The sequence below is a fragment of the Staphylococcus pasteuri genome, assembly GCF_030547725.1.
GTDB lineage: Bacteria > Bacillota > Bacilli > Staphylococcales > Staphylococcaceae > Staphylococcus > Staphylococcus pasteuri.
On sequence record NZ_JAUOQO010000006.1, the window covers coordinates 106,301 to 130,316 of the forward strand.

General features: G+C 29.7%; 23 protein-coding genes and 2 tRNA genes. 12 read left to right on the plus strand and 13 right to left on the minus strand.

From position 1 onward, the window contains the following. Positions 1-18: 18 nt before the first annotated feature. Positions 19-927, plus strand: a complete 909-nt coding sequence (gene rihC / locus Q4528_RS08165) for a ribonucleoside hydrolase RihC (protein WP_303521208.1) — start codon at positions 19-21, stop codon at positions 925-927. Between the two features lie 66 nt (positions 928-993). On the opposite strand, the gene Q4528_RS08170 is transcribed toward rihC, so the two are convergent. Continuing rightward, positions 994-2,190 (minus strand): serine hydrolase domain-containing protein, encoded by a 1,197-nt coding sequence (locus Q4528_RS08170; protein WP_046466539.1) that lies wholly within the window; start codon positions 2,188-2,190, stop codon positions 994-996. A gap of 782 nt (positions 2,191-2,972) precedes the next feature. On the opposite strand from Q4528_RS08170, the gene Q4528_RS08175 reads away from it, so the two are divergent. From Q4528_RS08175 to Q4528_RS08190, 4 genes are all read left to right on the plus strand, one after another. Beyond that, complete coding sequence (locus Q4528_RS08175; RefSeq protein WP_046466538.1) at positions 2,973-4,229, plus strand: LCP family protein; 1,257 nt, start codon at positions 2,973-2,975, stop codon at positions 4,227-4,229. 35 nt (positions 4,230-4,264) lie between these two features. Next, on the plus strand, positions 4,265-4,735 hold the full coding sequence (locus Q4528_RS08180) for a DUF2538 family protein (protein ID WP_017638081.1): 471 nt from the start codon (positions 4,265-4,267) through the stop codon (positions 4,733-4,735). Positions 4,736-4,812: 77 nt separating this feature from the next. Next, on the plus strand, positions 4,813-5,238 hold the full coding sequence (locus Q4528_RS08185; protein WP_017638080.1) for a GNAT family N-acetyltransferase: 426 nt from the start codon (positions 4,813-4,815) through the stop codon (positions 5,236-5,238). A 236-nt stretch (positions 5,239-5,474) separates the two neighbouring features. Next, a complete protein-coding gene (locus tag Q4528_RS08190) occupies positions 5,475-9,578 on the plus strand; it encodes a glucosaminidase domain-containing protein (protein WP_096807818.1) in 4,104 nt (1,367 codons plus the stop codon). Positions 9,579-9,803: 225 nt separating this feature from the next. Here the strand turns inward: Q4528_RS08190 and Q4528_RS08195 are convergent, their stop codons facing one another. Beyond that, positions 9,804-10,223, minus strand: coding sequence for a MarR family transcriptional regulator (locus Q4528_RS08195; RefSeq protein ID WP_029055549.1), 420 nt, complete (start codon positions 10,221-10,223; stop codon positions 9,804-9,806). Between the two features lie 153 nt (positions 10,224-10,376). Between Q4528_RS08195 and Q4528_RS08200 the strand changes: the two genes are divergently transcribed. Beyond that, on the plus strand, positions 10,377-11,384 hold the full coding sequence (locus Q4528_RS08200; RefSeq protein ID WP_046466536.1) for an acyltransferase family protein: 1,008 nt from the start codon (positions 10,377-10,379) through the stop codon (positions 11,382-11,384). Between the two features lie 138 nt (positions 11,385-11,522). After that, the gene (locus Q4528_RS08205; protein ID WP_017638076.1) at positions 11,523-12,704 is read left to right on the plus strand and encodes an aminotransferase class I/II-fold pyridoxal phosphate-dependent enzyme; all 1,182 of its coding nucleotides are present in this window, start codon (positions 11,523-11,525) and stop codon (positions 12,702-12,704) included. A gap of 78 nt (positions 12,705-12,782) precedes the next feature. Here Q4528_RS08205 and menB read toward each other — a convergent pair whose 3' ends face one another. From menB to Q4528_RS08225, 4 genes are read right to left on the minus strand one after another with little or no spacing between them, the layout of a single operon-like run. Then, positions 12,783-13,601 carry a 1,4-dihydroxy-2-naphthoyl-CoA synthase gene (menB, locus tag Q4528_RS08210; protein WP_017638075.1) on the minus strand — a complete coding sequence of 273 codons (819 nt, stop codon included), beginning with the start codon at positions 13,599-13,601 and terminating at the stop codon, positions 12,783-12,785. After that, entirely contained in the window at positions 13,594-14,397 is an 804-nt protein-coding gene (menH, locus tag Q4528_RS08215; RefSeq protein ID WP_017638074.1) for a 2-succinyl-6-hydroxy-2,4-cyclohexadiene-1-carboxylate synthase, read from the minus strand. The genes menB and menH overlap by 8 nt, the downstream gene beginning before the upstream one ends. Continuing rightward, a complete protein-coding gene (gene menD, locus Q4528_RS08220; protein WP_303521211.1) occupies positions 14,384-16,057 on the minus strand; it encodes a 2-succinyl-5-enolpyruvyl-6-hydroxy-3-cyclohexene-1-carboxylic-acid synthase in 1,674 nt (557 codons plus the stop codon). The genes menH and menD overlap by 14 nt, the downstream gene beginning before the upstream one ends. Beyond that, positions 16,050-17,405 (minus strand): isochorismate synthase, encoded by a 1,356-nt coding sequence (locus tag Q4528_RS08225; RefSeq protein ID WP_303521212.1) that lies wholly within the window; start codon positions 17,403-17,405, stop codon positions 16,050-16,052. The genes menD and Q4528_RS08225 overlap by 8 nt, the downstream gene beginning before the upstream one ends. Before the next feature lie 175 nt (positions 17,406-17,580). Here Q4528_RS08225 and Q4528_RS08230 point away from each other — a divergent pair, with 175 nt between their 5' ends. Continuing rightward, positions 17,581-18,519, plus strand: a complete 939-nt coding sequence (locus Q4528_RS08230; RefSeq protein ID WP_017638071.1) for a 1,4-dihydroxy-2-naphthoate polyprenyltransferase — start codon at positions 17,581-17,583, stop codon at positions 18,517-18,519. 47 nt (positions 18,520-18,566) lie between these two features. Here Q4528_RS08230 and Q4528_RS08235 read toward each other — a convergent pair whose 3' ends face one another. Beyond that, positions 18,567-19,118, minus strand: a complete 552-nt coding sequence (locus Q4528_RS08235; RefSeq protein WP_303521213.1) for a GNAT family N-acetyltransferase — start codon at positions 19,116-19,118, stop codon at positions 18,567-18,569. Between the two features lie 216 nt (positions 19,119-19,334). On the opposite strand from Q4528_RS08235, the gene Q4528_RS08240 reads away from it, so the two are divergent. After that, positions 19,335-19,547 carry a TM2 domain-containing protein gene (locus tag Q4528_RS08240; RefSeq protein WP_017638069.1) on the plus strand — a complete coding sequence of 71 codons (213 nt, stop codon included), beginning with the start codon at positions 19,335-19,337 and terminating at the stop codon, positions 19,545-19,547. A 103-nt stretch (positions 19,548-19,650) separates the two neighbouring features. Next, the gene (locus tag Q4528_RS08245; protein WP_017638068.1) at positions 19,651-19,752 is read left to right on the plus strand and encodes an SAR1012 family small protein; all 102 of its coding nucleotides are present in this window, start codon (positions 19,651-19,653) and stop codon (positions 19,750-19,752) included. A 53-nt stretch (positions 19,753-19,805) separates the two neighbouring features. Here the strand turns inward: Q4528_RS08245 and Q4528_RS08250 are convergent, their stop codons facing one another. The 3 genes from Q4528_RS08250 to Q4528_RS08260 are packed head-to-tail and all read right to left on the minus strand — an operon-like array spanning position 19,806 to position 21,405. Next, positions 19,806-20,411 (minus strand): FMN-binding negative transcriptional regulator, encoded by a 606-nt coding sequence (locus Q4528_RS08250; RefSeq protein ID WP_046466534.1) that lies wholly within the window; start codon positions 20,409-20,411, stop codon positions 19,806-19,808. 16 nt (positions 20,412-20,427) lie between these two features. Then, positions 20,428-20,937 carry a GNAT family N-acetyltransferase gene (locus Q4528_RS08255; protein WP_303521214.1) on the minus strand — a complete coding sequence of 170 codons (510 nt, stop codon included), beginning with the start codon at positions 20,935-20,937 and terminating at the stop codon, positions 20,428-20,430. Positions 20,938-20,952: 15 nt separating this feature from the next. Next, on the minus strand, positions 20,953-21,405 hold the full coding sequence (locus Q4528_RS08260) for a MarR family winged helix-turn-helix transcriptional regulator (RefSeq protein WP_046466532.1): 453 nt from the start codon (positions 21,403-21,405) through the stop codon (positions 20,953-20,955). A 302-nt stretch (positions 21,406-21,707) separates the two neighbouring features. Here Q4528_RS08260 and Q4528_RS08265 point away from each other — a divergent pair, with 302 nt between their 5' ends. Then, complete coding sequence (locus tag Q4528_RS08265; RefSeq protein WP_303521216.1) at positions 21,708-22,064, plus strand: DoxX family protein; 357 nt, start codon at positions 21,708-21,710, stop codon at positions 22,062-22,064. Between the two features lie 69 nt (positions 22,065-22,133). Further along, positions 22,134-22,268 (plus strand): hypothetical protein, encoded by a 135-nt coding sequence (locus tag Q4528_RS08270; protein WP_256219674.1) that lies wholly within the window; start codon positions 22,134-22,136, stop codon positions 22,266-22,268. Positions 22,269-22,973: 705 nt separating this feature from the next. Here the strand turns inward: Q4528_RS08270 and Q4528_RS08275 are convergent. The 3 genes from Q4528_RS08275 to Q4528_RS08285 all read right to left on the minus strand — a co-directional run bounded on the left by Q4528_RS08275 (position 22,974) and on the right by Q4528_RS08285 (position 23,856). Further along, a tRNA-Ser gene (locus Q4528_RS08275) sits at positions 22,974-23,062 on the minus strand. Between the two features lies 1 nt (position 23,063). Then, positions 23,064-23,138: transfer RNA gene (locus tag Q4528_RS08280), tRNA-Asn, on the minus strand. A 148-nt stretch (positions 23,139-23,286) separates the two neighbouring features. After that, entirely contained in the window at positions 23,287-23,856 is a 570-nt protein-coding gene (locus tag Q4528_RS08285; RefSeq protein WP_046466530.1) for a competence protein ComK, read from the minus strand. Positions 23,857-24,016 lie beyond the last annotated feature (160 nt).

Here is a 24,016-nt window from a genome sequence, read left to right on the forward strand (position 1 = left end):
TGAGAGGAGTTGGTATCAGTGGTCATACCTATTATTATAGATACTGATCCAGGTATTGATGATGCAGCTGCCATCAGCTTGGCATTGAGTCATCCTAATATGGAAGTTAAAATGATTTCTACTGTTAATGGAAATGTGAATGTTGATAAAACAACGAACAATGCACTTAAATTAGTTCATTTTTTCGATAGTAAAGTCCCAGTTTATAAAGGTGCAGCTCGTCCTTTAATTTCCGATCCTGTTGATGCAGCCGAAGTACATGGCGAGTCAGGAATGGACGGCTATGATTTTGAATCATTTGAAAATCATCATATTCCACAAACAAATTCAATAGAAGCAATCAAAGATGAAATTATGAAGAGTTCTTATCCAATAACTATTGTTGCTATTGGACCATTAACAAATATTGCATTACTTTTAGCTACTTATCCTGAAGTAAAATCGAATATCAATCAAATTGTTATTATGGGTGGTAGTAGCGGTAGAGGCAATGTCACACCTTTAGCAGAATTTAATATATATTGTGATCCAGAAGCAGCAAACATTGTTTTTAATGCACAAATACCAGTTGTGATGATTGGATTAGATTTAGCAAGAAAAGCTATGTTCTCACATGATTTTATAAAAGAAATTAAACAAGTTAATCAAACAGGAAATATGTTATATCATTTATTACAACATTACAGAACTGAAAATGTTCACGAAGGTATAAAGTTATATGATGTATTTACAATTTTATATTTAATTAATCCAGATATATTTAACGTTTATGATGCCAATGTACAGATTGAGCTTCATGGTTTATTAACTAAGGGTGCCACTGTTGTTGATTTTGAGTCGCTAGAACCAAATTGTAAGGTAGTACATTCCCCTATTTCAACACACTATCAAGATTTATTTTTAAACGCCCTTTCATATTGTAAATAAAAATAGAACGCACATATTTAGTGTCTCAACAGACAATATATGTGCGTTCAGTTGTTTAATTTATTATTATTTTACTTTAACACCAGGAACGTTATATTCCTTTTTTTGATGAAGCATATTATAGAAAATATGTTTCATTTTGTTTTCATTCGCTTTTTCATTTTCTGTAATTAAATTACTTGCTAAAACAACAGTATATTTATCATTATAGTAAACAGTAAATATTTGTCCGAAGAACACGCCATTAATCCTATTCATTGTAGGAGTAACGTAGAAACCATATCTATATTCAATTGGATATTCTTTAGTACCAAATTCATGTAAAAATGGATTAGCTGTATCTGCATTAAATATCTTATACTGTTGCAGTGCATTGACTAATTTGCCCATATCATATGGAGCCATATATAAATTACCAGCGCCATAATATTGGTTTAATATTTTAGGATGCATCAAAGAAAATTTATTATGAGTCAATTTGTATCCATTTGCCATATTTTTACGATATAATTTTTCATCAAAGAAAGCTGTATGTTGTAATTGATATGGATTACCTAATCTATTGTAATAATTGGCAACATAAGGCTTATTTGTAACCTGCTCGATAACTTTGGCAAGCACTAAATAATTCCCATCATTGTAATGATCTTTATGGTAATAATTTTCATCTATACCTCTTTGTTGAATTGTTTTGACTGCTTGATCTAAATTTTTAATATTTGTTGATGCTTTATATTTGTATAACCCACTTCGATGTAACATCAAATCTTTTAATGTGATTTCTTTACTTGTTTTAAACCAAGGTAAATATTTGGTTACTGGATCATTGATATTCACTTTATTTTCTAATTCAAGTTGTTTTAACATTAATCCGGTAGTGAATTTTTGTGATGAACCGATAAGATACATTGTATTAGCTGTATTCTTTTTACCAGATTCAAAGTTTTGAAAGCCATAACCTTGATTCAACTTAATCTTACCATTTTCAAATATAGCAGCAGTACCATTGAAATTTGTATCTTTTAAATAGTTATCAATTTCTTTATATATAGGTTTTTTCTTATTAACAACCGTTTTTAGCTTTTTAGGTGCTTTCTCATGTTTATCTTTTTTAATAATATATGTAGCATTATCATTTTTTTGGAAGTACCGACTATCCATGTGCAGATATTCGTTCCATTTTTTTCCAAAAATTATCATTAATACGATTAGTATAATTAACACAATGATGAAAAACACAATCTTAATCTTGTTTAGTTTCATTTCGATATTTGCCTCACATAATAATATCAATATTTTTCTTAGAAATATAAACATTAGATATCAAGGTCTTACTTTTATATCCATAATACTCGCTGAAAAATATATCTATTTGTCTTTTATTTTGTCTTGAACGTATCTATCAATTTAATTTCTATTATCTTACTTTAAATTTAATCCTCCCTTTTTTTATTAATTACCTCTATAAAGATCTTAAAAAATTATAAAGCTATTGTGATTACTACGATGTTACTCAATAAATATGATATGCATAATTATAAATCATTTTATGCATAAAATCACTTTAATTATATAGTACACCTTTAACAGAAAGATTACATAGTACTTTAGTACCATAAATAATAATATCTTAAAAAATTTTATGAAACTGACAACACAGTATTTTAACGCCAGTCAATTTAATAAAAATGGAAATGAATTGTTTAGATAAGATCATAATAGCAAATAGTTTCAACATAAATTAGCATAAGTATAAATATGCATAATAATAATTGTTGAATTTGAATTGTTATATTGGTTATTAAAGTGTCACAATAAATGTAATCAAATACTCACATTTCTTACCATCAATCATTTATACTATAAGATATAAATAAAATTTTAGAATTCAATACTATTTATTGATATATGAGTTGTAATTTTTACTATAAAGTAATACAATTTAGGGCTATAGTGTGAAAAATTATAGACAACAATACGAAGAAACTACATAAATTTTAATCATATATTTAAAAATAAGTTAATAATGTTTAGGAGCAACAAATATGAATAAATTCTTTAAATACTTTTTAATTCTACTGACTTTCGCTCTTATTGCTATTCCTGTTGTTTTTGCTAGTAACCTATTCAAATCTTCAGAAAAAGCGTTTGAATCTTCTCAAGATAAAAGTAACGCAGATCGTCAATCAAATCTAAGAAGTTCAAAGGTCAACCCTGAAAAAGATCCAATTTCTATATTATTTTTAGGAATTGATGATAATGAAGGACGAGAAAAAAACGGACAAAGCTTGGAACATTCAAGATCTGACGCGATGATTTTATCTACTTTTAATCAAAAAAAACATCAAATTAGAATGTTGAGTATCCCACGTGATACGATAAGTTACATTCCTAAAGTAGGTTATTATGACAAAATCACTCATGCCCATGCATACGGTGGCCCAATTGCTGCAATGGATTCCGTTGAAGCAACAATGAATGTACCAGTTGATTACTATGCTCGTGTTAATATGAAAGCATTCGTTGAAGCTGTCGATGAACTTGGTGGCATTTACTATGATGTTCCATATAATTTAAACGAACCAAATAGTGATGATACTGGTAGAATTAAAATTAAAAAAGGCTATCAAAAATTAAATGGTGATGAAGCATTAGCAGTTGCTAGAACGCGCCACCATGACTCAGACTTAAAACGTGGACAACGTCAAATGGACTTAATTAAAATATTATTCAAAAAAGCACAAACACTTGATTCATTTGATAAATTAGATGAAGTTATTAATATTGTAGGTAAAAATGCTAAGCATAATTTAACTAAATCTGAGATTAAATCATTATCTAGAATGTACCTATCTGACAGTGTTAAAATGAAAAAATCACAACTAGAAGGTGATGATGATATGTTAGATGGCGTTTATTATTACAATCCTAGCATTAGTAGTATCCAGAAATATTCAAACATCTTGCGTACTGATTTAGGATTATCTAAAATTACTGATAAAGATGATTTCTTAAATCAAAGAGTTATTGATCATTATGGCTCTCTAGTACCATTAACTGAACTAGATGATTCTCTTTTAAGAAAAGGTCAAAATGATACAACTGATGACAAAAAAGATAAAGATTATAATGGTAGCAGTAATGACAGTAATAATGATGATCAACAAAGCAGTGGAACTAACGATCAAACTCAAAACAATCAACAAACGGATAATCAAAACAACGGTATGAACACGCAACAAGATAATACCGTTAATAATCAAAATTACCAACAACAACAACAAGATACTACTGCTTATTAATTTTAATATATTATTTAATGAGAGGAGCTGCTTAAATGTCACGAAAAACGTATGAAAAAATTGCTAATATAAATGGTATGTTTAACGTTTTAGAACAACAAATTATTCATAGTAAAGATATGGCTTTATTTAGAAATGAATTCTTTTATGTAAATCATGAACATAGAGAAAACTACGAGGCTTTACTCATTTATTATAAAGAAAGTGCAAATAATCCTGTTGTAGATGGAGCGTGTTATATTGTAGCCCTACCAGAAATATTTAATAAAGTAGATATTTTTGAATCTGATTTACCATTTACTTGGGTATATGATGAAAATGGTATTACTGAAGAAATGAAAAGTATTAGCGTACCGTTACAATATTTAATTGCTGCTGCACTTGAAGTAACTGATGTAAATCTATTTAAACCATCTGGTTATACAATGGGAATGAATAATTGGAATATCGCTCAAATGAGAATTTTTTGGCAATACACTGCAATTATAAGAAAAGAAGCATTATAAAATATTAAATATCACTTAAGGAAGAAGTCATCAAATAACCAGGCTTCTTCCTTTTTTTATAATAAAGGAGACTAAATATGTTCTATAAAGTTACGAATAAAGAAATGTTAGAAGCGTGTTTTGAAATTAGAAAAGAAGTGTTTGTTAAAGAGCAAAATGTGCCAGAAGATCATGAAATTGATGAATATGATGAGAATGCAATTCATGTCATTGGCTATGACAATGATAACCACCCTATTGCAACAGCACGAATACGCTTATTGAATGAAACTACTGGAAAAGTCGAACGCGTAGCAATTTTAAAAGATTATAGAGGTCGAGGCTTAGGATTAAAATTATTGAATTTTGTTGAACAAACAGCTAATGAAAATCAATTAACATTTTTAACAATGAATGCTCAACACTACGCAATCTCCTTTTATGAAAAATTAGGTTACAACGTTGTAGGCGAACCATTTGATGAAGAAAATATTAAGCATATCGTTATGGAAAAACATTTGTAACATATAGTATTCTCAAATTATTTTCTTTGTCATACTTTGTAATATTTCATTAACCACAAATTAATTTTTTATATGAAATTACTTGCGTACTATCAATGTTTAAACCCCTTACATCGTAATAAATTTAAAAAATTATAGGTTAAAGTTCTATTACAAATCTGTTAAAAACAATACACTTTTATTTTCGCATATTATAATTAATACAAATTCATAACATACAAGGAGTAATTATAATAATGGCGAAAAAATTCAATTACAAATTACCGTCAATGGTTGCACTAACTTTATTTGGAACAGCATTTACGGCTCACCATGCAGATGCAGCAGAAGCTACTCAAGACCAAACTAAAAACAAGAATGTACTGGATGACCAAACAACCTTAAAACAAGCTAACAATGCTAAAAAAGAAGTGAGTAACCCAACACAAAATATTTCTGGTACTCAAACTTATCAAGATCCAACTAAAGTAAAACCTGTACAGACTACTTCTACAGAAGATAATGATACATCTAAACAAAATGATACTGCAGATGTAACAAATATTACTAATACAACAAGTGATAGTACAAATTCTGATAAAGAATCTAAACAAAATGATACTGACAATCAAAAAGATGTGAGTACTGATGCTACTGATAATCAATTAACAACTAACGTTGACTCTGATAAATCAACTAACGAGAATAATGAAGCTGTTAAAGAACAAACTGACAATAACACTAATGCTCAAGCTCAACAGCAAACTCAAAATACAGATAATAATGTAAAAAATAAAACTAGCCAAGAAACTAGTCAAAATGAAAACACTGAATCTACTAACCAATCAACTAAGCAAACAGTTAAAAATAATGGTGGTTATAGTTTAATTGATGATGAAGATGATGTTGAGAGTGAAAATGTGTCAGATAACAATTCAAATGACACTACTAAACAAACAGTAACAACTGCACAATCTGAAAGTAATAAAACAGATAAATCAGCTATCTCTAATCAAACTACAAAATCAACAAACACTAATACTAATACAACAAACACTAAAAATGATACTAAGGAATCAGCTAAAGTTGAATCAGCACAAGTGAACGATTCATCAAATAATCAAGTGTCTACTTTTAGATCCGTAGCTAAACCAAGAATGATGTATGCAACTGCTAAAAAAGCAACATCTTCTTTACCAAAATACAAACCAGCAGTGAAATCTTCAATAAATGACTATATTCGTAAAAAGAATTTTAAAGCACCTCAGATTGAAGAAGATTATTCATCTTACTTCCCTAAATATGGATACAGAAATGGTGTAGGTAAACCTGAAGGAATTGTTGTCCATGATACAGCTAATGAAAATTCAACAATTACGGGCGAAATCAATTACATGAAGAACAATTACAACTCAGCTTTCGTACATGCGTTTGTAGACGGCAACAGAATCATCGAAACTGCCCCTACTGATTACTTATCATGGGGAGCTGGTCCATACGGTAATGAACGTTATATAAACGTTGAAATTGTTCATACACATGACTATGATTCATTTGCACGTTCAATGAACAACTATGCTGATTACGCTGCAACACAATTACAATATTATGGTTTAAAACCTAATAGCGCTGAAAACGATGGTAGCGGTACTGTTTGGACACATTCAGCAATTAGTAGATGGTTAGGTGGTACAGACCATGCTGACCCACATGGTTACTTTAAACAACATAATTATAGTTATAATGAATTATACGATTTAATCAATGAAAAATATCAAATTAAAATGGGACAAGTTGCACCTTGGGGTACTACTTCAACAAGTACAACTAAACCTTCTAGTGGAAGTACAACAACTAAACCTACTACTAAACCTTCAACTAGTAATAGTAAATTAACAGTTGCTGCAAATAGTGGTATGGCTCAAATTAACACAAAAAATAGTGGACTATACACAACTGTTTATGACAAAAAAGGTCACTCTACTAAAGAAGTACAAAAAGCATTATCAGTAACTAAAACTGCAACATTAGGTAATGATAAATTTTACCTTGTACAGGATTATAATACTGGGGAAAAATTTGGTTGGGTTAAACAAAATGAAGTAATTTATAATACAGCTAAATCACCAGTAAAAGTTAATCAATCTTATAATGTTAAATCTGGTACTAAAGCTTATACAGTACCTTGGGGTACTAGTAAACAAGTAGCTGGTACAGTTTCAGGAAAAGGAAATCAAACTTTTAAAGCTACTAAACAACAACAAATTGATAAATCAACATATTTATATGGTACAGTTAACGGTTTAACTGGATGGATTAGTAAAGCTTATTTAACTACACCTACTAACACTACTAAACCAGCTACAAAACCAACAACTAAGCCTACAACTACTAATAATAAATTAACAGTTGCAGCAAATAATGGCGTAGCTCAAATCAATTCTAAAAATAGTGGTTTATATACAACTGTTTACGATAAATCTGGTAAAACAACAAAAGAAGTACAAAAAACATTAGCAGTTTCTAAAACAGCTACATTAGGTAATGATAAATTTTACTTAGTTCAAGATTATAATACTGGCAAAACTTATGGTTGGGTTAAACAAGGAGATGTAGTCTATAATACGGCTAAATCACCTACTACTGTAAATCATTCATATAGCGTTAAACCTGGTACAAAAGCTTATACAGTTCCTTGGGGTACTTATAAACAAGAAGCAGGAACAGTTTCAGGTAACGGTAACCAAACATTTAAAGCTACTAAACAGCAACAAATTGATAAAGCTATTTATCTATATGGAACTGTAAATGGTATCACTGGTTGGATTAGTAAGTATTATTTATCTGAACCAACTTCAACTAAATCAACTGTTGCTAAACCTAAAATGGCTTTTAAATCATATGCTGTAACAAACGAAGAAACACCTAAAGCTCAAACTACGGCTAAAACTAACAGTACTCAAACTACTAAAAAAATTGGTCAAGTAAAACTTAACAACTCTGGTATTCGTAGTTCTGTATATGATAAAACAGCTAAAAGTGGTACTAAATACGCAAATCGTACTTTCACAATTTCTAAACAAAGAACTGAAGGTAATCAAACTTATGTGTTATTACAAAACACAGTATCAAACACACCATTAGGCTGGGTTAACATTAATGATATTAATGTTCAAAACCTAGGAAATGAAGCTAAAGAAACAGGTAAATATAAAGTGAATAGCAATAATAATGGGCTTTATTCAATTGCATGGGGAACTAAAAACCAACAATTATTACCTACAAGTCAATTAGTAAATCAAACTTTTAACGCTTCAAAAGCTGTATATGTAGGTAACGAAAAATATTTATATGGTACAGTTAACAATCGCACTGGTTGGATTGCAGCAAAAGACTTAGAACAATCTAATACTAATAATCCTGCAACGCCATATAATTATACTTTCGTTATCAAAAATAATAATGGTTATTATTATGATGATCCTGCTGCAAAGAACGGTTATTCATTAAAAACTTATTATGAAAAACCATTTGTAGTCATTAAACAAAAACAACAAAATGGTGTTACTTGGTATTACGGTAAATTAACTAATGGTAAATATGCTTGGGTTAAAGCAAACGATTTAACAAAAGAATTGGTTAAGTATTCAAATACAGGACGTACATTAAACCAAATGGCTTCTATTCAAAGTAATTTAAGCTATGGCCCACAAGTTCAAAGAACTCCTGGCGTATGGTCAAATGCAACTTACTATGAAACAAAAAATGCTATGGATTCTAATAAATTAGCTAAAAATCCTGTATCTAAATATCAATTTTTACGTTTAGATCAACCACAGTATTTATCTGAAGCTACTTTAAATAAATTACTTAAAGGTAAAGGCGTACTTGAAAACCAAGGTGCAGCATTTAGTCAAGCGGCTAAAAAATATGGCTTAAATGAAATTTACTTAATTTCACATGCTTTATTAGAAACTGGAAATGGACAATCTCAATTAGCTAAAGGTGCTAACATTACAAACGGTGTAGTAAATACTCGTTCTGCAACTAAATATCATAATGTATTTGGTATTGGTGCTTATGACTATAATGCTCTAGGCGAAGGATTAAACTTTGCTAAAGCGTCTGGTTGGAATTCAGTTTCAAAAGCGATTATCGGTGGAGCTAAATTCATAGGTAATTCATATGTGAAAGCTGGACAAAACACGTTATACAAAATGCGTTGGAATCCTGCACACCCAGGTACACATCAATATGCAACAGATATTAATTGGGCAGATTCAAATGCACAAGTATTAAAAGGATTATATGATCAAATCGGAGAAGTTGGTAAATTCTTTGATATTCCTACATTTAAATAATTCTTATTTCGACTAACAAGATAATTCTTGTTAGTCGATTTTTATTACGTCCCCCTTCTCTTTTCTATGATCCTATAACCTTTAAAAGGAAATTTTCTTGTTAATATTATTCCGATATAAATAAAGAAAGCAATTTCTATCTTATTTCAATAGAAATTGCTTTCTTTATATTTATTAAATCTATAAATCATTGACTCACGACATTTTTAATATCTTTATCATCCATTAATGAAAACTATGGCGACTATTTAACTTGTTTAATAATTGATTTAAACTTTCGATTTCGTTTTCTGATAAGCATTGACATCTAGCCTCTATTAATTCACATCGAGCAGTATTTATCTGCTTAATTAATGCTCGTGCTTCCTCTGTAAGAATTAATTCCTTACATCTTAAATCTTCATGTGACTGCTGACTTGTAATATACCCTTTCAATACAAGTTTTTTAATCCATCGTGACACAATCGATTGTTCTCGACTAATCTTCATTGTTAAATCATATTGTGATAAACGGTCGTAATTATACAGTATTCGTAATAACTCTAATTGTTCTGATGTAATGTCTGTTCTTTGTCCAAAGCGTCGGTTAACTATATTCAAATCGTTGTTAGTAAGTGTAATAAGTTTTTCAAGTTGTTTATACATGCTGTTTCTACTCCACTTTATTTAGTTGATAATATTATATGCTTTTTTTATAAGATATACAATAGAATTTTATATTGTAGTCAAAATCGTTGCATTATCGCCATAAAATATAATAAATTAAGTACAGTTAAACAATAAAAAGGAGACATATTTATGCCTTCCATTAAGGACAGGGATTATTTTTTTGATAATGCCCGAGCAATACTTATATTTTTAGTAGTGTTTGGACATCTATTACAGCCGTATACTTCAGAAGATAAAAATTTATCAGCACTATATCTAGTTATTTATAGTTTCCACATGCCAACATTTTTATTTATATCAGGTTACTTTGCTAAAAATTTAGACAAACCTTATTATTTAGAAAATATTGCTAAAAAATTATTATTACCGTATTTCATATTTTTCGCATTTTACTCGGTGTATTATTTTTTAACTGGAAAAAGTGATAGTTTACAATTAGATCCATTCAACCCTGTATTCGCATTATGGTTCTTATTAACTTTATTCTTCTTCCATGTCGTTTTAGTTATTGTAAGAAGATATAATCCATGGATTGTTCTTACTATTTCCATTGTTTTTTCAGTATTTGCCGGTTATTCGGCTAACATTGATGAATACATGAGTATTTCTCGTACCATTGTATTCTTTCCAATTTTCTATTTAGGACATTTATTTACTAAAAACCAAAGTATGGTGTTAAGAAGTAAAAAATGGGTGCCTATCTCCATTCTTGTATTTATCCTTTACTTTGTAGGTTATTATTTACATCCAATTAATTCTGATTGGTTATTGGGTAGCACACCTTACACTTCATTAGAACAAAATGCCGAAGACGTATATAGTCCACTGAAACGTTTACTATTGTATGTAGTTATATTAGTTTCGATGTTTGCATTCTTAAATTTAACATCTCAAAAATTACGTTTTTATACCTATATTGGTAGTAGGACAATATATGTCTATTTATTACATGGTTTAATTATTGGTATTATTCGTGGATTTGAACTCTATCCATTTAAATCGCCAATTTCTGTATTTACTTATCTATTTTTATTTATTACATCTGGTATTATAGTTTATATCTTATCGAACCGGTGGATATGTAAATGGACAAATCCAATCATAAACTTAAAATCCCCTTCTAAATTCAAAGGGTAATGTTTATTATAAAATTAATTCGTATACCAAAATGTAGTGCTTAAAATATGTTATGATTGTAATAATTTGAAAGAATTATACGACATTTCAAACATTAAAAGTACTATATTTTGGTATTTTTTAGAGGAGTAATGATTTATGAAATTACAATTAAATGAGCAGTCAAAATTTTTAAAAGCACCTAGTATTCGACAATTTTCAAACCGTATGAAAGATATTGATGATTGTATCAATTTAACAATTGGGCAGCCTGATTTTCATATGCCAGAAGTGGTAAAAGACGCTTACATCAAAGCCATTAAAAATGACCAAACAAGTTATTCTCACAATAAAGGGATCATAGAAGCTAGACAGGCTATAAGTAATTATTATCAAAATAAATATGGTTTCGAATATAGTGTTGATGAAATAATTATGACTAATGGTGCTAGTGAAGCTTTAGATACTACATTGCGTAGTATTATCAATCCAGGAGATGAAATTATCATTCCAAGTCCTACATATGCGGGCTATATCCCTTTAATTCAAACTTTAGGTGCTGTGCCAAAATTTATTGATACTACCGAAACATCTTTCAAAATCACACCAGAATTGTTGAATCAATATATCAATGAAAATACAAAAGCTGTTTTACTTAATTATCCTACAAATCCTACAGGCGTGACATTAAATCGTGAAGAAGTCAGCGATATTGTAAATACATTGTCTAAATATAATGTATTTATCATTAGTGATGAAATCTATGCAGAAAACACGTTTAATGGTGTTCATACTTCTTTCGCTGAATTCGATGAGATTAGAGATCAATTAATACTCATCAGTGGTTTAAGTAAATCACATTCAGCAACTGGTATCCGTGTTGGATTTTTAATTGGACCAGAATATTTAATTGAAAAATTAACTTTCATGCATGCATATAATTGCATTTGTACAAATGTTCCAGCTCAACATGCATGTATCGCTGCATTAAATGAAGGTTTAGAAGCGCCAAAATATATGAATAAAGCTTATATTGAGCGTCGTGACTATTTAATCGAAAAACTTCAAGACCTTGGTTTCGAATTAAATGCTGTACCTGAAGGCGCATTTTACATTTTCCCAAGTATAAAAAATTATACAGATGATGATTTTAATTTTTGTGTTGATGTGTTAGAAAAAGCTCACGTTGCTATGGTACCTGGTTCGTCCTTTACAGATATTGGGAAAGGCCATGTAAGAATTTCTTATGCTTATGATATGTCATTACTCAAAGAAGGTATGTCACGTTTAGAAGATTATTTAAAAGAGCAATATCCGGAACAATTTCCAACTAATAAATAAATCATAAACACAGTAAAAAACCCCTTAAAGTATGATGGCTTTAACACCATACTTTAAGGGGTTCGTTTATATCAAATCTTATGGGAATTTAGGGAATTGGTCAAAGTCAGGGTCACGTTTTTCTTTAAATGCGTCACGACCTTCTTTAGCTTCATCAGTTGTATAATAAAGTAAAGTTGCATCTCCAGCCATTTGTTGTAAACCTGCTAAGCCATCTGTATCTGCATTCATAGCTGCTTTTAAGAAACGTAGTGCTGTTGGTGAATGTTTCATGATATCTTGACACCAAGCAACTGTTTCGTCTTCTATTTGATCTAATGGAACGACAGTATTAACTAATCCCATGTCTAATGCTTCTTGTGCATTATATTGACGACATAAGTACCAAATTTCTCTTGCTTTCTTATGTCCAACAATTCTTGCTAAATAACCAGAACCATAGCCAGCATCAAATGAACCTACTTTAGGACCAGTTTGTCCGAAAATAGCATTGTCTGCTGCAATAGTTAAGTCACATACTACGTTTAATACGTTACCTCCACCAATAGCATAACCACGTACCATTGCGATAACTGGTTTTGGAATAACTCTGATTAAACGTTGTAAATCTAATACATTTAAACGAGGAATGTCATCTTCGCCAACATAACCACCGTGTCCACGTTTCTTCTGATCTCCACCAGAACAGAATGCTTTATCTCCTTCACCAGTTAAAATAATAACTGATATTTTTTGATCATCACGCGCACGTGAAAAGGCATCAATCATTTCAGCTACTGTCTTAGGTGTAAATGCATTACGTACTTCTGGACGATTAATTGTTACCTTTGCAATTCCATCGTAAAATTCATATTTAATTTCATCATATTCTCTAAGTGTTTCCCACTGTCTAGTCATTTTGCTCCTCCTTTAAAAAACCTAATATTATTGTATCAAATTCCGCGCTATCTTCCACGTGAATTGTATGACCTACTTCAGAAACTATTGTTTTTCTACTATTAATAATTTGTTCATTCATCTTTTGGGCAATATTTACAAATTTCTCATCTTTTTGACCAGCTAATATAATTGTCGGTATTTGAATGTTAATAAGTGATGGCCATAAATTTGGCATTTGCCCTGTACCATAATCTCTCAAAGCTTTTGCTAACTTACTAGGATCTTGATTCATTCTGTTTTGACGAATTTGTTTTTTAACTGATTTATCTAAATCATATTGGGATGCAAATAACGGTAATCTTTCCCAATCGTTAACAAATATTTCCAGTCCAGCAATTTCTAATACTTTCGCTCTAGCATTATCAACTTGTTGTCGTTCTATCTGATCTTCTTCTTTTTGTATACCGGGCGACGTGCTTTCTAATATTAAACCTGACAATTCATTAGTACCATGTAATGCATAGTAAAGTGATACTCTACCACCCATAGAATAACCTAATAAATATTGATGATATTGATGATATTCACTTAATATTTGGTCTAATTGTTGACTTATATATGAAAAGTTCCATTCTTGGTCCATAGGTGAATCATCATTACCATGTCCTGGCAAATCAACAGTCAATACATTAACTTGTTTAGTCAACGTATCTATATGACTATCAAATGTTGATCCATCACTAATAAAGCCATGTAACATAATCAACAATTGATTGGATGGTTTGTTGGATGAATAAAATTTATGATGTAGCATTAATTATTTCACTCAATTTCTTATATAAAATTTGATGTTGCTGTAAATTGTCTTCTCTATCAGTAATGATTTCATATACGATAGCGTCGGATTGTGAAAGCGTCATATCTTTAAATTCAGATAAAGTATTAAAACGTTTGAAATTAAATTCATATAATAATGCGGCATGTTCAAAATCCAACCCAGTTGGTGTACCAAATAAACGCTCAAAGTATTCTGATGCAGATGATTTTTGAGGTAAATATGAAAAGATACCTCCCCCATCATTATTCAATAAAATTACATTTAAGTGTATGTTATTTAATTTTGACATGAGTAGTCCATTCATATCGTGGTAAAAAGCTAAATCTCCAATTAATAAAGTAACATGTTTATGAACTGCCATACCTAATGCTGTAGATACAACACCATCAATACCATTGGCACCACGATTGGCATAGATTTCAGCTTCACTATTAAATAATAGATTATCAACATCTCTTACTGGCATACTATTACTTACAAATAATGCATCTTGTTTAGTTAGTTTTGAAATCAATTCTCCTACATAAGCCGCTTCATCAGTAGCATGTTGTAGATAATCATTTATTTCAATACGAGCTTGCTTTTCTAATGTTTGCCATTTCTCTATCCATGCTTTTCTATTAATAGGTTGGTTATTCTTTAAAGATCTGAAAAAGTCATTCGCAGATATTTCATAAGAAACATCAGGCGGTACTGGAAATACATCAATTTTATCATTATTTTGAACTAATATTTGAAACGCTGATGTATTCTTCAACCATTGATTTAACTTTTTAGATATAACAGGTTTACCAACTCTAATTACAAAATCGACTTCCCAATCCATACCAGCTCGATACAATAAATCATAAGTAGTAATAATATTAGGATGGTTATTACGTCTTAACTGACTTAGCGGATCGGCTAACACAGGTAAATCATTTTCAGTTGCATAAGATAATATTTGGTCAACTTCTTGGTGTTGCATATCACCTACTATGATTAAACCTTTATCTTTTTCTATTTTTTCTTTGATTGGCATAACATCAATCATTTTTTGATAATGTGGTAGTGTCTTAGATTCTGATTTTAATAATTCTGTTCTATCTAAATTAGGTGTTAAAGGTTCTCTAAATGGTAAATTAAAGTGAATTGGTCCTTTGTGTGGTCCAAATAAATACTGACTAGCAATTTGCATTTGATAATGAATAGTATCTAGCATATTTGTTGTTCCATCAGCAATTGGCATATCAAATTGGAAATTCACATAGTTACTAAACATATTCACTTGATTAATTGCTTGTGGCGCTCCTACACTTCTTAGTTCATGAGGACGATCACTAGTTAAGACAATAAGTGGTATACGACTAATCTGACTTTCAGCAATTGCTGGTGTATAATTAGCTGCTGCTGTACCAGAAGTACATAATATAGCTACAGGTCTCTCGCTACCTTTTATTAAACCTAATGCAAAAAAGGCAGCGCTTCGTTCATCTGGATGAATCCAAGTTTTAATGTTTGGATGCGCTTCTAATGCGATAGCTAATGGGGTCGAACGAGATCCCGGACTAATTACAACTTCTCTTACACCATAAGCATATAATTCTGATGCAAATGTAAATACTTGAGTTGTTAATGCTTCATTATAATTACTCATTTTCATCTACTCCTAATGCATTCATCATTGGTGAAAATTTTACTGCTGTTTCAGCAATTTCACTATCTGGATCAGAGTCTTTCACTATTCCACAACCTGCAAATAATGTTGCTTGATCGCCTTTAATTAACATCGAACGAATAGCTACTATAAATTCACAATCATCATATACATCAATAAAACCTACTGGTGACCCATATAAACCACGTGTTCCAAATTCTTTTTTCTCAATAAATTCTAATGCTTCATCTTTAGGGTATCCACCTAATGCAGGTGTAGGATGCAAACGATCGATTAAACTAATATATGAATGATCATTTAACTTACCTTCTATTTGTGTATATAAGTGATATAAATGGTCATTTTTTAAAATATTAGGTGTTTCATTGTAGTCTACATCTTCAACATAAGGTTGAATATCATTTAAGATACTTTCAACGACAAATTGATGTTCACCTAAATTCTTTTTGTCATTTAGAAAAGCATTTATATTCGCTTGATCTTCCTGTTCATCATGAGATCGTTTAATTGTTCCAGCAACAGCTTTAGTAGATAGAACTTGATTCTCAACTTTGATTAATTGTTCTGGTGTTTGTGAAAAGAAGACAGATTGATTTGATTCAAGTAAAAAGATATAACTATTTTTTTCATTTTTTAAAGCTTTAGATAAAACATATGGAATGCTGATTTCTTCATCAAATTTAATTAAACGTCTACGTGCTAAGACAATTTTCTTAGAATAATCTATACTTTCGATGGCTTCTTTAACCAAGTCACGCCATTCGTCTAAATAAATATCTTCCATTCTAGTCACATTACCTATATGCTCATCGTATGAATCTACATTGGCCTGCTCAAATTGACTAACTAATGTTTTAAAAGCATCTATATCAAATTTATCTCTTTCTTTTGTGTAAGTGATAAAATGACGTTGTCCCTCTGTTGAGATTAAAACTTCAGGTAATACAAAATGATTTAAACCGTATTCTCTCCACTCATCATCTGATTTATGTTTTGAAAATTGAAAACCACCACATAAACGTAAATGGTGTTTTTCACTATCTGGATGTATTAATTCTATATCTTTTTTTAAGGCTTCCCATTCTTTAAAGATAGACTGTTTATTTTCGAAATTATTTTTGAACTTTCGAATTGCATGATATCCGAAATATGAAGATTGATTATCGTTTAGACGTAAATAAAAACGATCACCTGCTTGTGATTCAGTTAAATGAAATAACGTACTTGGATCTATACTTTGGTTGATTTCAACTTCTACTGAGACCCAATCTTTAGAGCTTCCATATAACTTATTGACAATCTCATCTTCTTTAACGTTAACAGCCATTCATTTCACTTCTTTCTTCTATATTTACTCATTAGTATATTGTATCATTTTTCAAACTTAATTTTAGTGGAATTGCTTAATAAAGTAATGCAATTTTTCACGTGAATTGACCTTTATTAATAATTACTTTAAAATATTAATGTTAAAACTATAAAAAAATAAGAGGTTATAAATTATGGCAGATCAATATCAACAATATTCAACTGTGAAAAAATATTGGCAATTAATGAGACCTCATACTTTAACTGCTGCAGTTGTTCCCGTGTTAGTGGGTACTGCATCGGCTAAACTATATCTTCTAGGAAGCGAAGATCATCTAAAATTTAGTTTATTCTTAGCAATGTTACTTGCTTGTTTGTTAATTCAAGCAGCTACCAACATGTTTAATGAATATTACGATTTTAAAAAAGGTCTAGATGATCATACATCCGTAGGTATTGGTGGCGCTATTGTACGTAATGGTATGAGCCCTAAATTAGTTATGAACATCGCAATTGCCTTTTACATTATTGCCGCTTTACTAGGTATATTCCTCGCTTTCCAAAGTTCATTTTGGATTATTCCTATTGGGATTGTATGTATGGCGATTGGTTATTTATATACTGGCGGTCCAATTCCAATTTCTTGGACACCGTTTGGTGAATTATTCTCCGGCTTGTTTATGGGTATGATTATTATTCTTTTATCATTCTTTATTCAAACTGGAAATGTACAAGGATTAATTGTATGGTTAAGTATTCCTATCGTTATTACAATTGGTCTTATTAACATGGCTAACAACATTAGAGACCGTGTTAAAGATAAAGCAAGCGGACGTAAAACTTTACCAATTTTACTTGGTAAACGAGCATCTGTTATCTTTATGGCAACTATGTATATCGTTGCGTATTTAATTGTCATTTTCACTGCATTATTTAAATCTGGTGGATCACTCTTCTATTTATTAGTATTATTGTCATTCCCAATGCCAATTAAAGCTGTTAGAAGATTTAATAAAAACGACACACCAGAAACAATGATGCCAGCAATGGCTGCTACAGGAAAAACAAATACTATTTTCGGTATTTTATATGCATTAGGCATTTATATTAGTGCATTACTTGGCGCAATTTAATTAAATATATAGATAGTCGACAATGAACATGTTCATTGTCGATTTTTTTATTGTTTAATCATATGTTGATATATATGACCGTATAGATCAATATCACTAACTGTTTTAAAACCTAGTTTTTCGTATAATCTTTGTGCTCTAGTATTACCATAATCGCAATTTAAACTCCATTTTTTATCGGAATGACTTTCAATCACATACTTTAATAAACTTGTGGCTATTCCTTTACCTCTATATTCCGGGAAGGTAGCAACTGTTTCGATATACATTTCATCATCTTCTGCTTCTTTAATAGGTAATGGTGTACCAAATGCTCTGATATCTTCATCGAGTGGAAGTTCAAGCCATTTCTTTTCATATTCAAGTTCATTTTCACCATCATATGCAATTAAACAACCTGCTACTTCGCCATCTTCCTCATAAACCCAAACGTTCTCATAATAACTACGATATTTAACATTGACCACACTCAATTCTAAAATATGAATAATTCGTTCTTTACTTATTTGCTTCACCATATCTAATTCCATGTCTTCCCATATCATATAACATAATTCAGCTATTCTTTTATTATCACTAGGATGCGCTTGTCTAATCATCAAATACCCTTCCTTTATTAAGTGTCTTAATTTAATTATATAGAAACTACGCTACAATATAAACGAAAGTCATCATCTAATTTCCAATAGTTATCATGACTCATTTTAAAAATGTCTTTGTTGATATCATAATATATAACACATACCTATAATTACAGTTTAATTGAATAACTAACCCTTAATTGTTTAAAATAAAAATTAAGGAGGCAGTCAATCATGAAAGTGAACAAACTTATTTATATACTTGTAGCAATCTTTTTAGGCGGCGTGGGTGTCCATAAATTTTATGCCGATAAAGTTGGTCAAGGCGTACTACATCTCGTTTTCTTTTGGACAGGAATTCCTAGTATTGTAGCAATTGTACACGCTATTATCGTTGCATTTACTAAAAAAGCTGATAAAGATGGATATATTGTATTCGAAAGGTAAAAAATGATTATAATATTCATATAAAAATCATATCTTACATTTAAAATGTTGAAATTTGGGTATATATAACTTAAATAGAACAAAAATAAAGGGAGATTTTTTAATGATGAATATTATTAAACGCGCAATTAGAATAGTTATTACAGGTTACATTGTAAAAGCTATCCGCAATTTAATTTCAGGTAAATCAAACGGTGGAAAATAAATATTTGAGTTATGTGAAAAAGTCAGTCCTAAATGGGTTGACTTTTTGCTTTACTATAATTTTTTAAGTTCACGAGCTAAATCTTTATCATTTAATTGATCGCTTTGATTAAGATGTAAGATAATATTTTCCTTTTCAGATTGAGTTCTATTTTGACTCATTTTAAATGCTGCTTCAAGTTTGTTAATTTTAACTTTAAATCCAACAATACCTTTAATTTGTTGTTTTGATTCCTTAGATAAATTATTCCAAGTTGCACCATTAGGTCGATGATTTTCATACTTATCAAGCATTTTCATTAATTCACTTTCTAATTCTTCAGTTGTTAATAATTGTCCTGTTCCATATGCATGAACGCTTTGGTAATCCCAAGTCGGCACATCTTCAGTATCATACCAAGTTGAAGATATATATCCATGAGACCCTTGAAAAATGATTAATACTTGCTGATTCTGATCGATTGTTTTCCATTGTTCATTACCTTTAGCAAAGTGACCCGAAATGTATAATTCATTATGTTTTTCTTCAATATTTACTGGTAAATGAGTAGCAATTGGTGTCGTTCCATTATAAGTAACTATCGTGACAAAATTATGTTCATTCATAAATGATTTAATCATTTCATAATCATGGATTTGATATTGCTTTGGAATATACATATAATTCTCCTCCCTTTTATATAGCAATAGACATTATTTCATCAATTTGTTTATCTTTTCCCATATAAAAAGCATGTTCCCCTATTTTTTCAAAGCCAAGTTTTTTATAAAATTGAATTGCTTTTAGATTGTGTTCCCAAACGCCTAACCATATTTTGTTGTATCCATGTTCTCTTGCAACCTTTAAAGCATGATTATAAAGTTCTCTTCCAACACCCATTTTTTGAAAATGGTTAAGTACGTAAATTCGTTCAATTTCAATATATTCATTACCAAAATCTTCGGTTTGTGCCTTGTTAATATTGAGTTTTAAATACCCAGTCAATTGATCTTCAACATAAATAAAATATATAAATGAATCTTCATTTTGCAATTCTTTAAGCACATTATTATCAGTGAAAGTTTGTTTCAAATAATTATCAATATCTTCATCTTTATTTTGTGGTCTAAATGTTTCATTAAAAGTCTTATACTCAATATTTTTTAATTTTTCTAAGTCCTCTTCATTACATTGTCTTATTAACATAGTAATAACCCCTTTTTAATATATTCGCTTGTTACCATTTTTAACATTTTTCCAATCCTCAGATATATTATGTTTAACTCTATTCAACATTTTTGATAATTCATCAATTTCTTTATTATTGAATCCCTCTAATGCCACTTCATTGGAATGATTGTTTTCCCTTATAATAAATGGATATAAATTCTGCCCTTTTTCAGTAGGATATAACAATTTGTTCTTTTTATTATTTTCATTATAGGTTTTATATATAAAATTGTTCTTTTCCAAATTTTTAATTGATCTTGATGCTGTAGCTCTATCAATTTTCAACATATCTACAAGTTGCTCTTGTATCATACCTGGATTTTCACAAATTCTTACTAAATAGATAAATTGACCTTTTGAAAGTTTCAAATCTTTAAATTCAATATTACTGATTGAATCTAATGCTCTTGCTATTATTCCTATATCTCTTAAAATAACTTGCAAATTCTACACCTCTTTTCATTGCATTTGCAATAATTTTACAAACTAAGAATAACACATTTATGGTATATTTACGAATTTAATATGATTTTTAGTACATGTTTCTGCGTATCTCTGAATTATTTTAAACTACCTTACCAAATGAATACTAAGTGACAAGAAATAAAAATCAATATATAATAAAATAAATTTTATAAGTAATAATATTTATAACTATATCTAGAGTTTCCTTATTAATATACATGTTAGATTAGTAAACTTATAAAGTTTAATTTTAAATCTTTATTGTTGGAGGTCATGTATCAATGAGAATTGGCATATTATTAATTAGATGGATGTTGGCAGTGTCTTTCTTAGTACATGGAACACTAAAATTCCATGATTTAAATGGAACTATTCATTTCTTAGGTTCATTGGGGCTAACACCTACAATTGCTATTTTAATGTCTATTGGTGAAGTCATTGGTGGAGTTTTTTTAATATTTGGTATCTTAACGCCTTATGTTAATGTTTTTTATATTTCTGTCATGCTTGGACCAATATTCACTTTAAAGATTACACGAGGTTATGTAAGCGGTTATGAGTTTGAAGTTATACATATTGTGATGAATATAGCTGTAATGATGAGTTATAGTTGGAAAAAATGGGTTCAATTTTATTAAATAAATTAACTTGGCTGTTGTGATTTTAATATATCAAAACAAATTATTTAAGCAAAAGGAGAATTGATTTTGCAGACACCTGAAGATAAATTGATTGAAAAAGTAAAAGAGCTACGCAAAGAATATGAAGAAAATGAATTGATGACTGAACTCATTCTTGAGTTTTTAGTTAAACAATACGTTAAAGAAGAATATAGGAAGTAATATAACTTAGTAGTGTATTTTAAACGATTAAATTTAGAAACATTTTGATTAGAATCGAATTGAGTTGAAATAATTAACCAAATTTAATAGATTAAAGCCACGTATCAAAAGGATAACTAATAATTTTATAATTATTAAATAAATAAGATAGACTAACTGAATAGTCTATCTTATTTTTTTATTTTTTATCTTTTTTAGTTGGTGATAAAAAATATAATGGTATTAGTATAGCTAATGACAACATTAAATATCGTCTTATTATTTCATAGGTATCTGTCCAAGGAATACAAATTAGGGCAACCCCTACTAATATAATTAATATGAGATAAATATGTTTTTGTCCAATAATACCACCTCTTATAAGACTGCAATAACAAATACTTGGTCTAAAAAATAAATGTTCAATAAAACAATGCTAAATATAAAGTAAATCTTATGATTACTGAATTTCTATTTTTATTATAAAGGCTTATTTGTAAACAAAAAATAAACCTGGAATGGATTTAGACCATTCTAGGCTTTTGAAGTCTAAGCCGACAACCAAACCGACAATATTGAATGAAAATTTAAATGTTGTCGAATTCGTTGACATTTTAATTCAAAACAGATTGTAACAGATTTTCACCAAAATAAAAAAGAACGTTGATTTAACAACGTTCTTCGGAAATAGTGTTAATCAGATTTTCACTGATTTTTACTAAAATACGGAAACGGAGGGATTCGAACCCTCGCGCCGCTCTCGCGACCTACACCCTTAGCAGGGGCGCCTCTTCAGCCAACTTGAGTACGTTTCCATGGCTCCGCAGGTAGGACTCGAACCTACGACCGATCGGTTAACAGCCGATAGCTCTACCACTGAGCTACTGCGGATTAATTAAATTTTATTGATATCTCTATCAAGCACAAATATTATTATATCAATATTGTACAAATTTTCAAGAGATAACTTAAAAAAATATGCGGAACATTTACACTAAATTAATATAACGTTCCACATATTATAAACTTCAACATATTTTTATTTGTCTACAAATAGGGAATAACGTGAAAGTGCTTCAAAAATATTTAAAGAGAATTTTTCATAATCAATAGGTTTATCGGGGTCATTTGATTTCATGCGGGATTGTTTATCAACCATGTAATAAAAGATAATTGCATTGGTGTATTGATGCCATAAACTGTGAAATGATATGTTCAAAACAATCGTTTCATTATTAGCAAATGTGATTTTACATTTACGATGTTTTAATTCTTTAATTGATTCAACATAATGCATGTTAATCCATAAATTTTCTTCTTGCCTGTCAGAATGTGTTGGGAAAAAATAAGTAGGAAAAATGGGTGTTAATAAAATTGGGGGTTTACTAGAAATACCTGTAATACGATTAGTTTCTGCTTTTTTACTTAAATAATTATTACCGTAAAATTTGCATGATCTTTCAATAATCTTTTGAACCTTAAATGGACTCTGAATAATTGACTTATCATACCTTAATATTTCAGAACCATTTTGCTGATTATTTTCATCATAGTTAGGTCTGATAACCATATCTCCCTTTCTAATAACGTAAATACTCTGAGTTGTCATAGGGAAAACCTCACTTTATTTAGTTTTATTATTACCCTTAATTTTTTGAGTAATAATACATTTTTTATTTTATAACAAAATTGTGTAAAGTCAAGTTCTCCTTTCGGTGTAATAATATACATATTTCTTGATAAAAAGTCAGAAAATTCATTGATTTCAA

What these genes read in the sequence shown, in the direction of transcription:
- Q4528_RS08170 (WP_046466539.1), bottom strand. Translation starts at nt 2,190, where the DNA reads ATGAAACTAAACAAGATTAAGATTGTGTTTTTCATCATTGTGTTAATT.
- Q4528_RS08245 (WP_017638068.1), top strand. Translation starts at nt 19,651, where the DNA reads ATGATGAATATTATTAAACGCGCAATTAGAATAGTTATTACAGGTTAC.
- Q4528_RS08200 (WP_046466536.1), top strand. Translation starts at nt 10,377, where the DNA reads ATGCCTTCCATTAAGGACAGGGATTATTTTTTTGATAATGCCCGAGCA.
- Q4528_RS08205 (WP_017638076.1), top strand. Translation starts at nt 11,523, where the DNA reads ATGAAATTACAATTAAATGAGCAGTCAAAATTTTTAAAAGCACCTAGT.
- Q4528_RS08185 (WP_017638080.1), top strand. Translation starts at nt 4,813, where the DNA reads ATGTTCTATAAAGTTACGAATAAAGAAATGTTAGAAGCGTGTTTTGAA.
- menD (WP_303521211.1), bottom strand. Translation starts at nt 16,057, where the DNA reads ATGAGTAATTATAATGAAGCATTAACAACTCAAGTATTTACATTTGCA.
- menB (WP_017638075.1), bottom strand. Translation starts at nt 13,601, where the DNA reads ATGACTAGACAGTGGGAAACACTTAGAGAATATGATGAAATTAAATAT.
- Q4528_RS08235 (WP_303521213.1), bottom strand. Translation starts at nt 19,118, where the DNA reads ATGATTAGACAAGCGCATCCTAGTGATAATAAAAGAATAGCTGAATTA.
- Q4528_RS08225 (WP_303521212.1), bottom strand. Translation starts at nt 17,405, where the DNA reads ATGGCTGTTAACGTTAAAGAAGATGAGATTGTCAATAAGTTATATGGA.
- Q4528_RS08240 (WP_017638069.1), top strand. Translation starts at nt 19,335, where the DNA reads ATGAAAGTGAACAAACTTATTTATATACTTGTAGCAATCTTTTTAGGC.
- Q4528_RS08250 (WP_046466534.1), bottom strand. Translation starts at nt 20,411, where the DNA reads ATGTATATTCCAAAGCAATATCAAATCCATGATTATGAAATGATTAAA.
- Q4528_RS08195 (WP_029055549.1), bottom strand. Translation starts at nt 10,223, where the DNA reads ATGTATAAACAACTTGAAAAACTTATTACACTTACTAACAACGATTTG.
- menH (WP_017638074.1), bottom strand. Translation starts at nt 14,397, where the DNA reads ATGCTACATCATAAATTTTATTCATCCAACAAACCATCCAATCAATTG.
- Q4528_RS08230 (WP_017638071.1), top strand. Translation starts at nt 17,581, where the DNA reads ATGGCAGATCAATATCAACAATATTCAACTGTGAAAAAATATTGGCAA.
- Q4528_RS08285 (WP_046466530.1), bottom strand. Translation starts at nt 23,856, where the DNA reads ATGACAACTCAGAGTATTTACGTTATTAGAAAGGGAGATATGGTTATC.
- Q4528_RS08255 (WP_303521214.1), bottom strand. Translation starts at nt 20,937, where the DNA reads ATGTTAATAAGACAATGTAATGAAGAGGACTTAGAAAAATTAAAAAAT.
- Q4528_RS08190 (WP_096807818.1), top strand. Translation starts at nt 5,475, where the DNA reads ATGGCGAAAAAATTCAATTACAAATTACCGTCAATGGTTGCACTAACT.
- Q4528_RS08265 (WP_303521216.1), top strand. Translation starts at nt 21,708, where the DNA reads ATGAGAATTGGCATATTATTAATTAGATGGATGTTGGCAGTGTCTTTC.
- Q4528_RS08175 (WP_046466538.1), top strand. Translation starts at nt 2,973, where the DNA reads ATGAATAAATTCTTTAAATACTTTTTAATTCTACTGACTTTCGCTCTT.
- Q4528_RS08180 (WP_017638081.1), top strand. Translation starts at nt 4,265, where the DNA reads ATGTCACGAAAAACGTATGAAAAAATTGCTAATATAAATGGTATGTTT.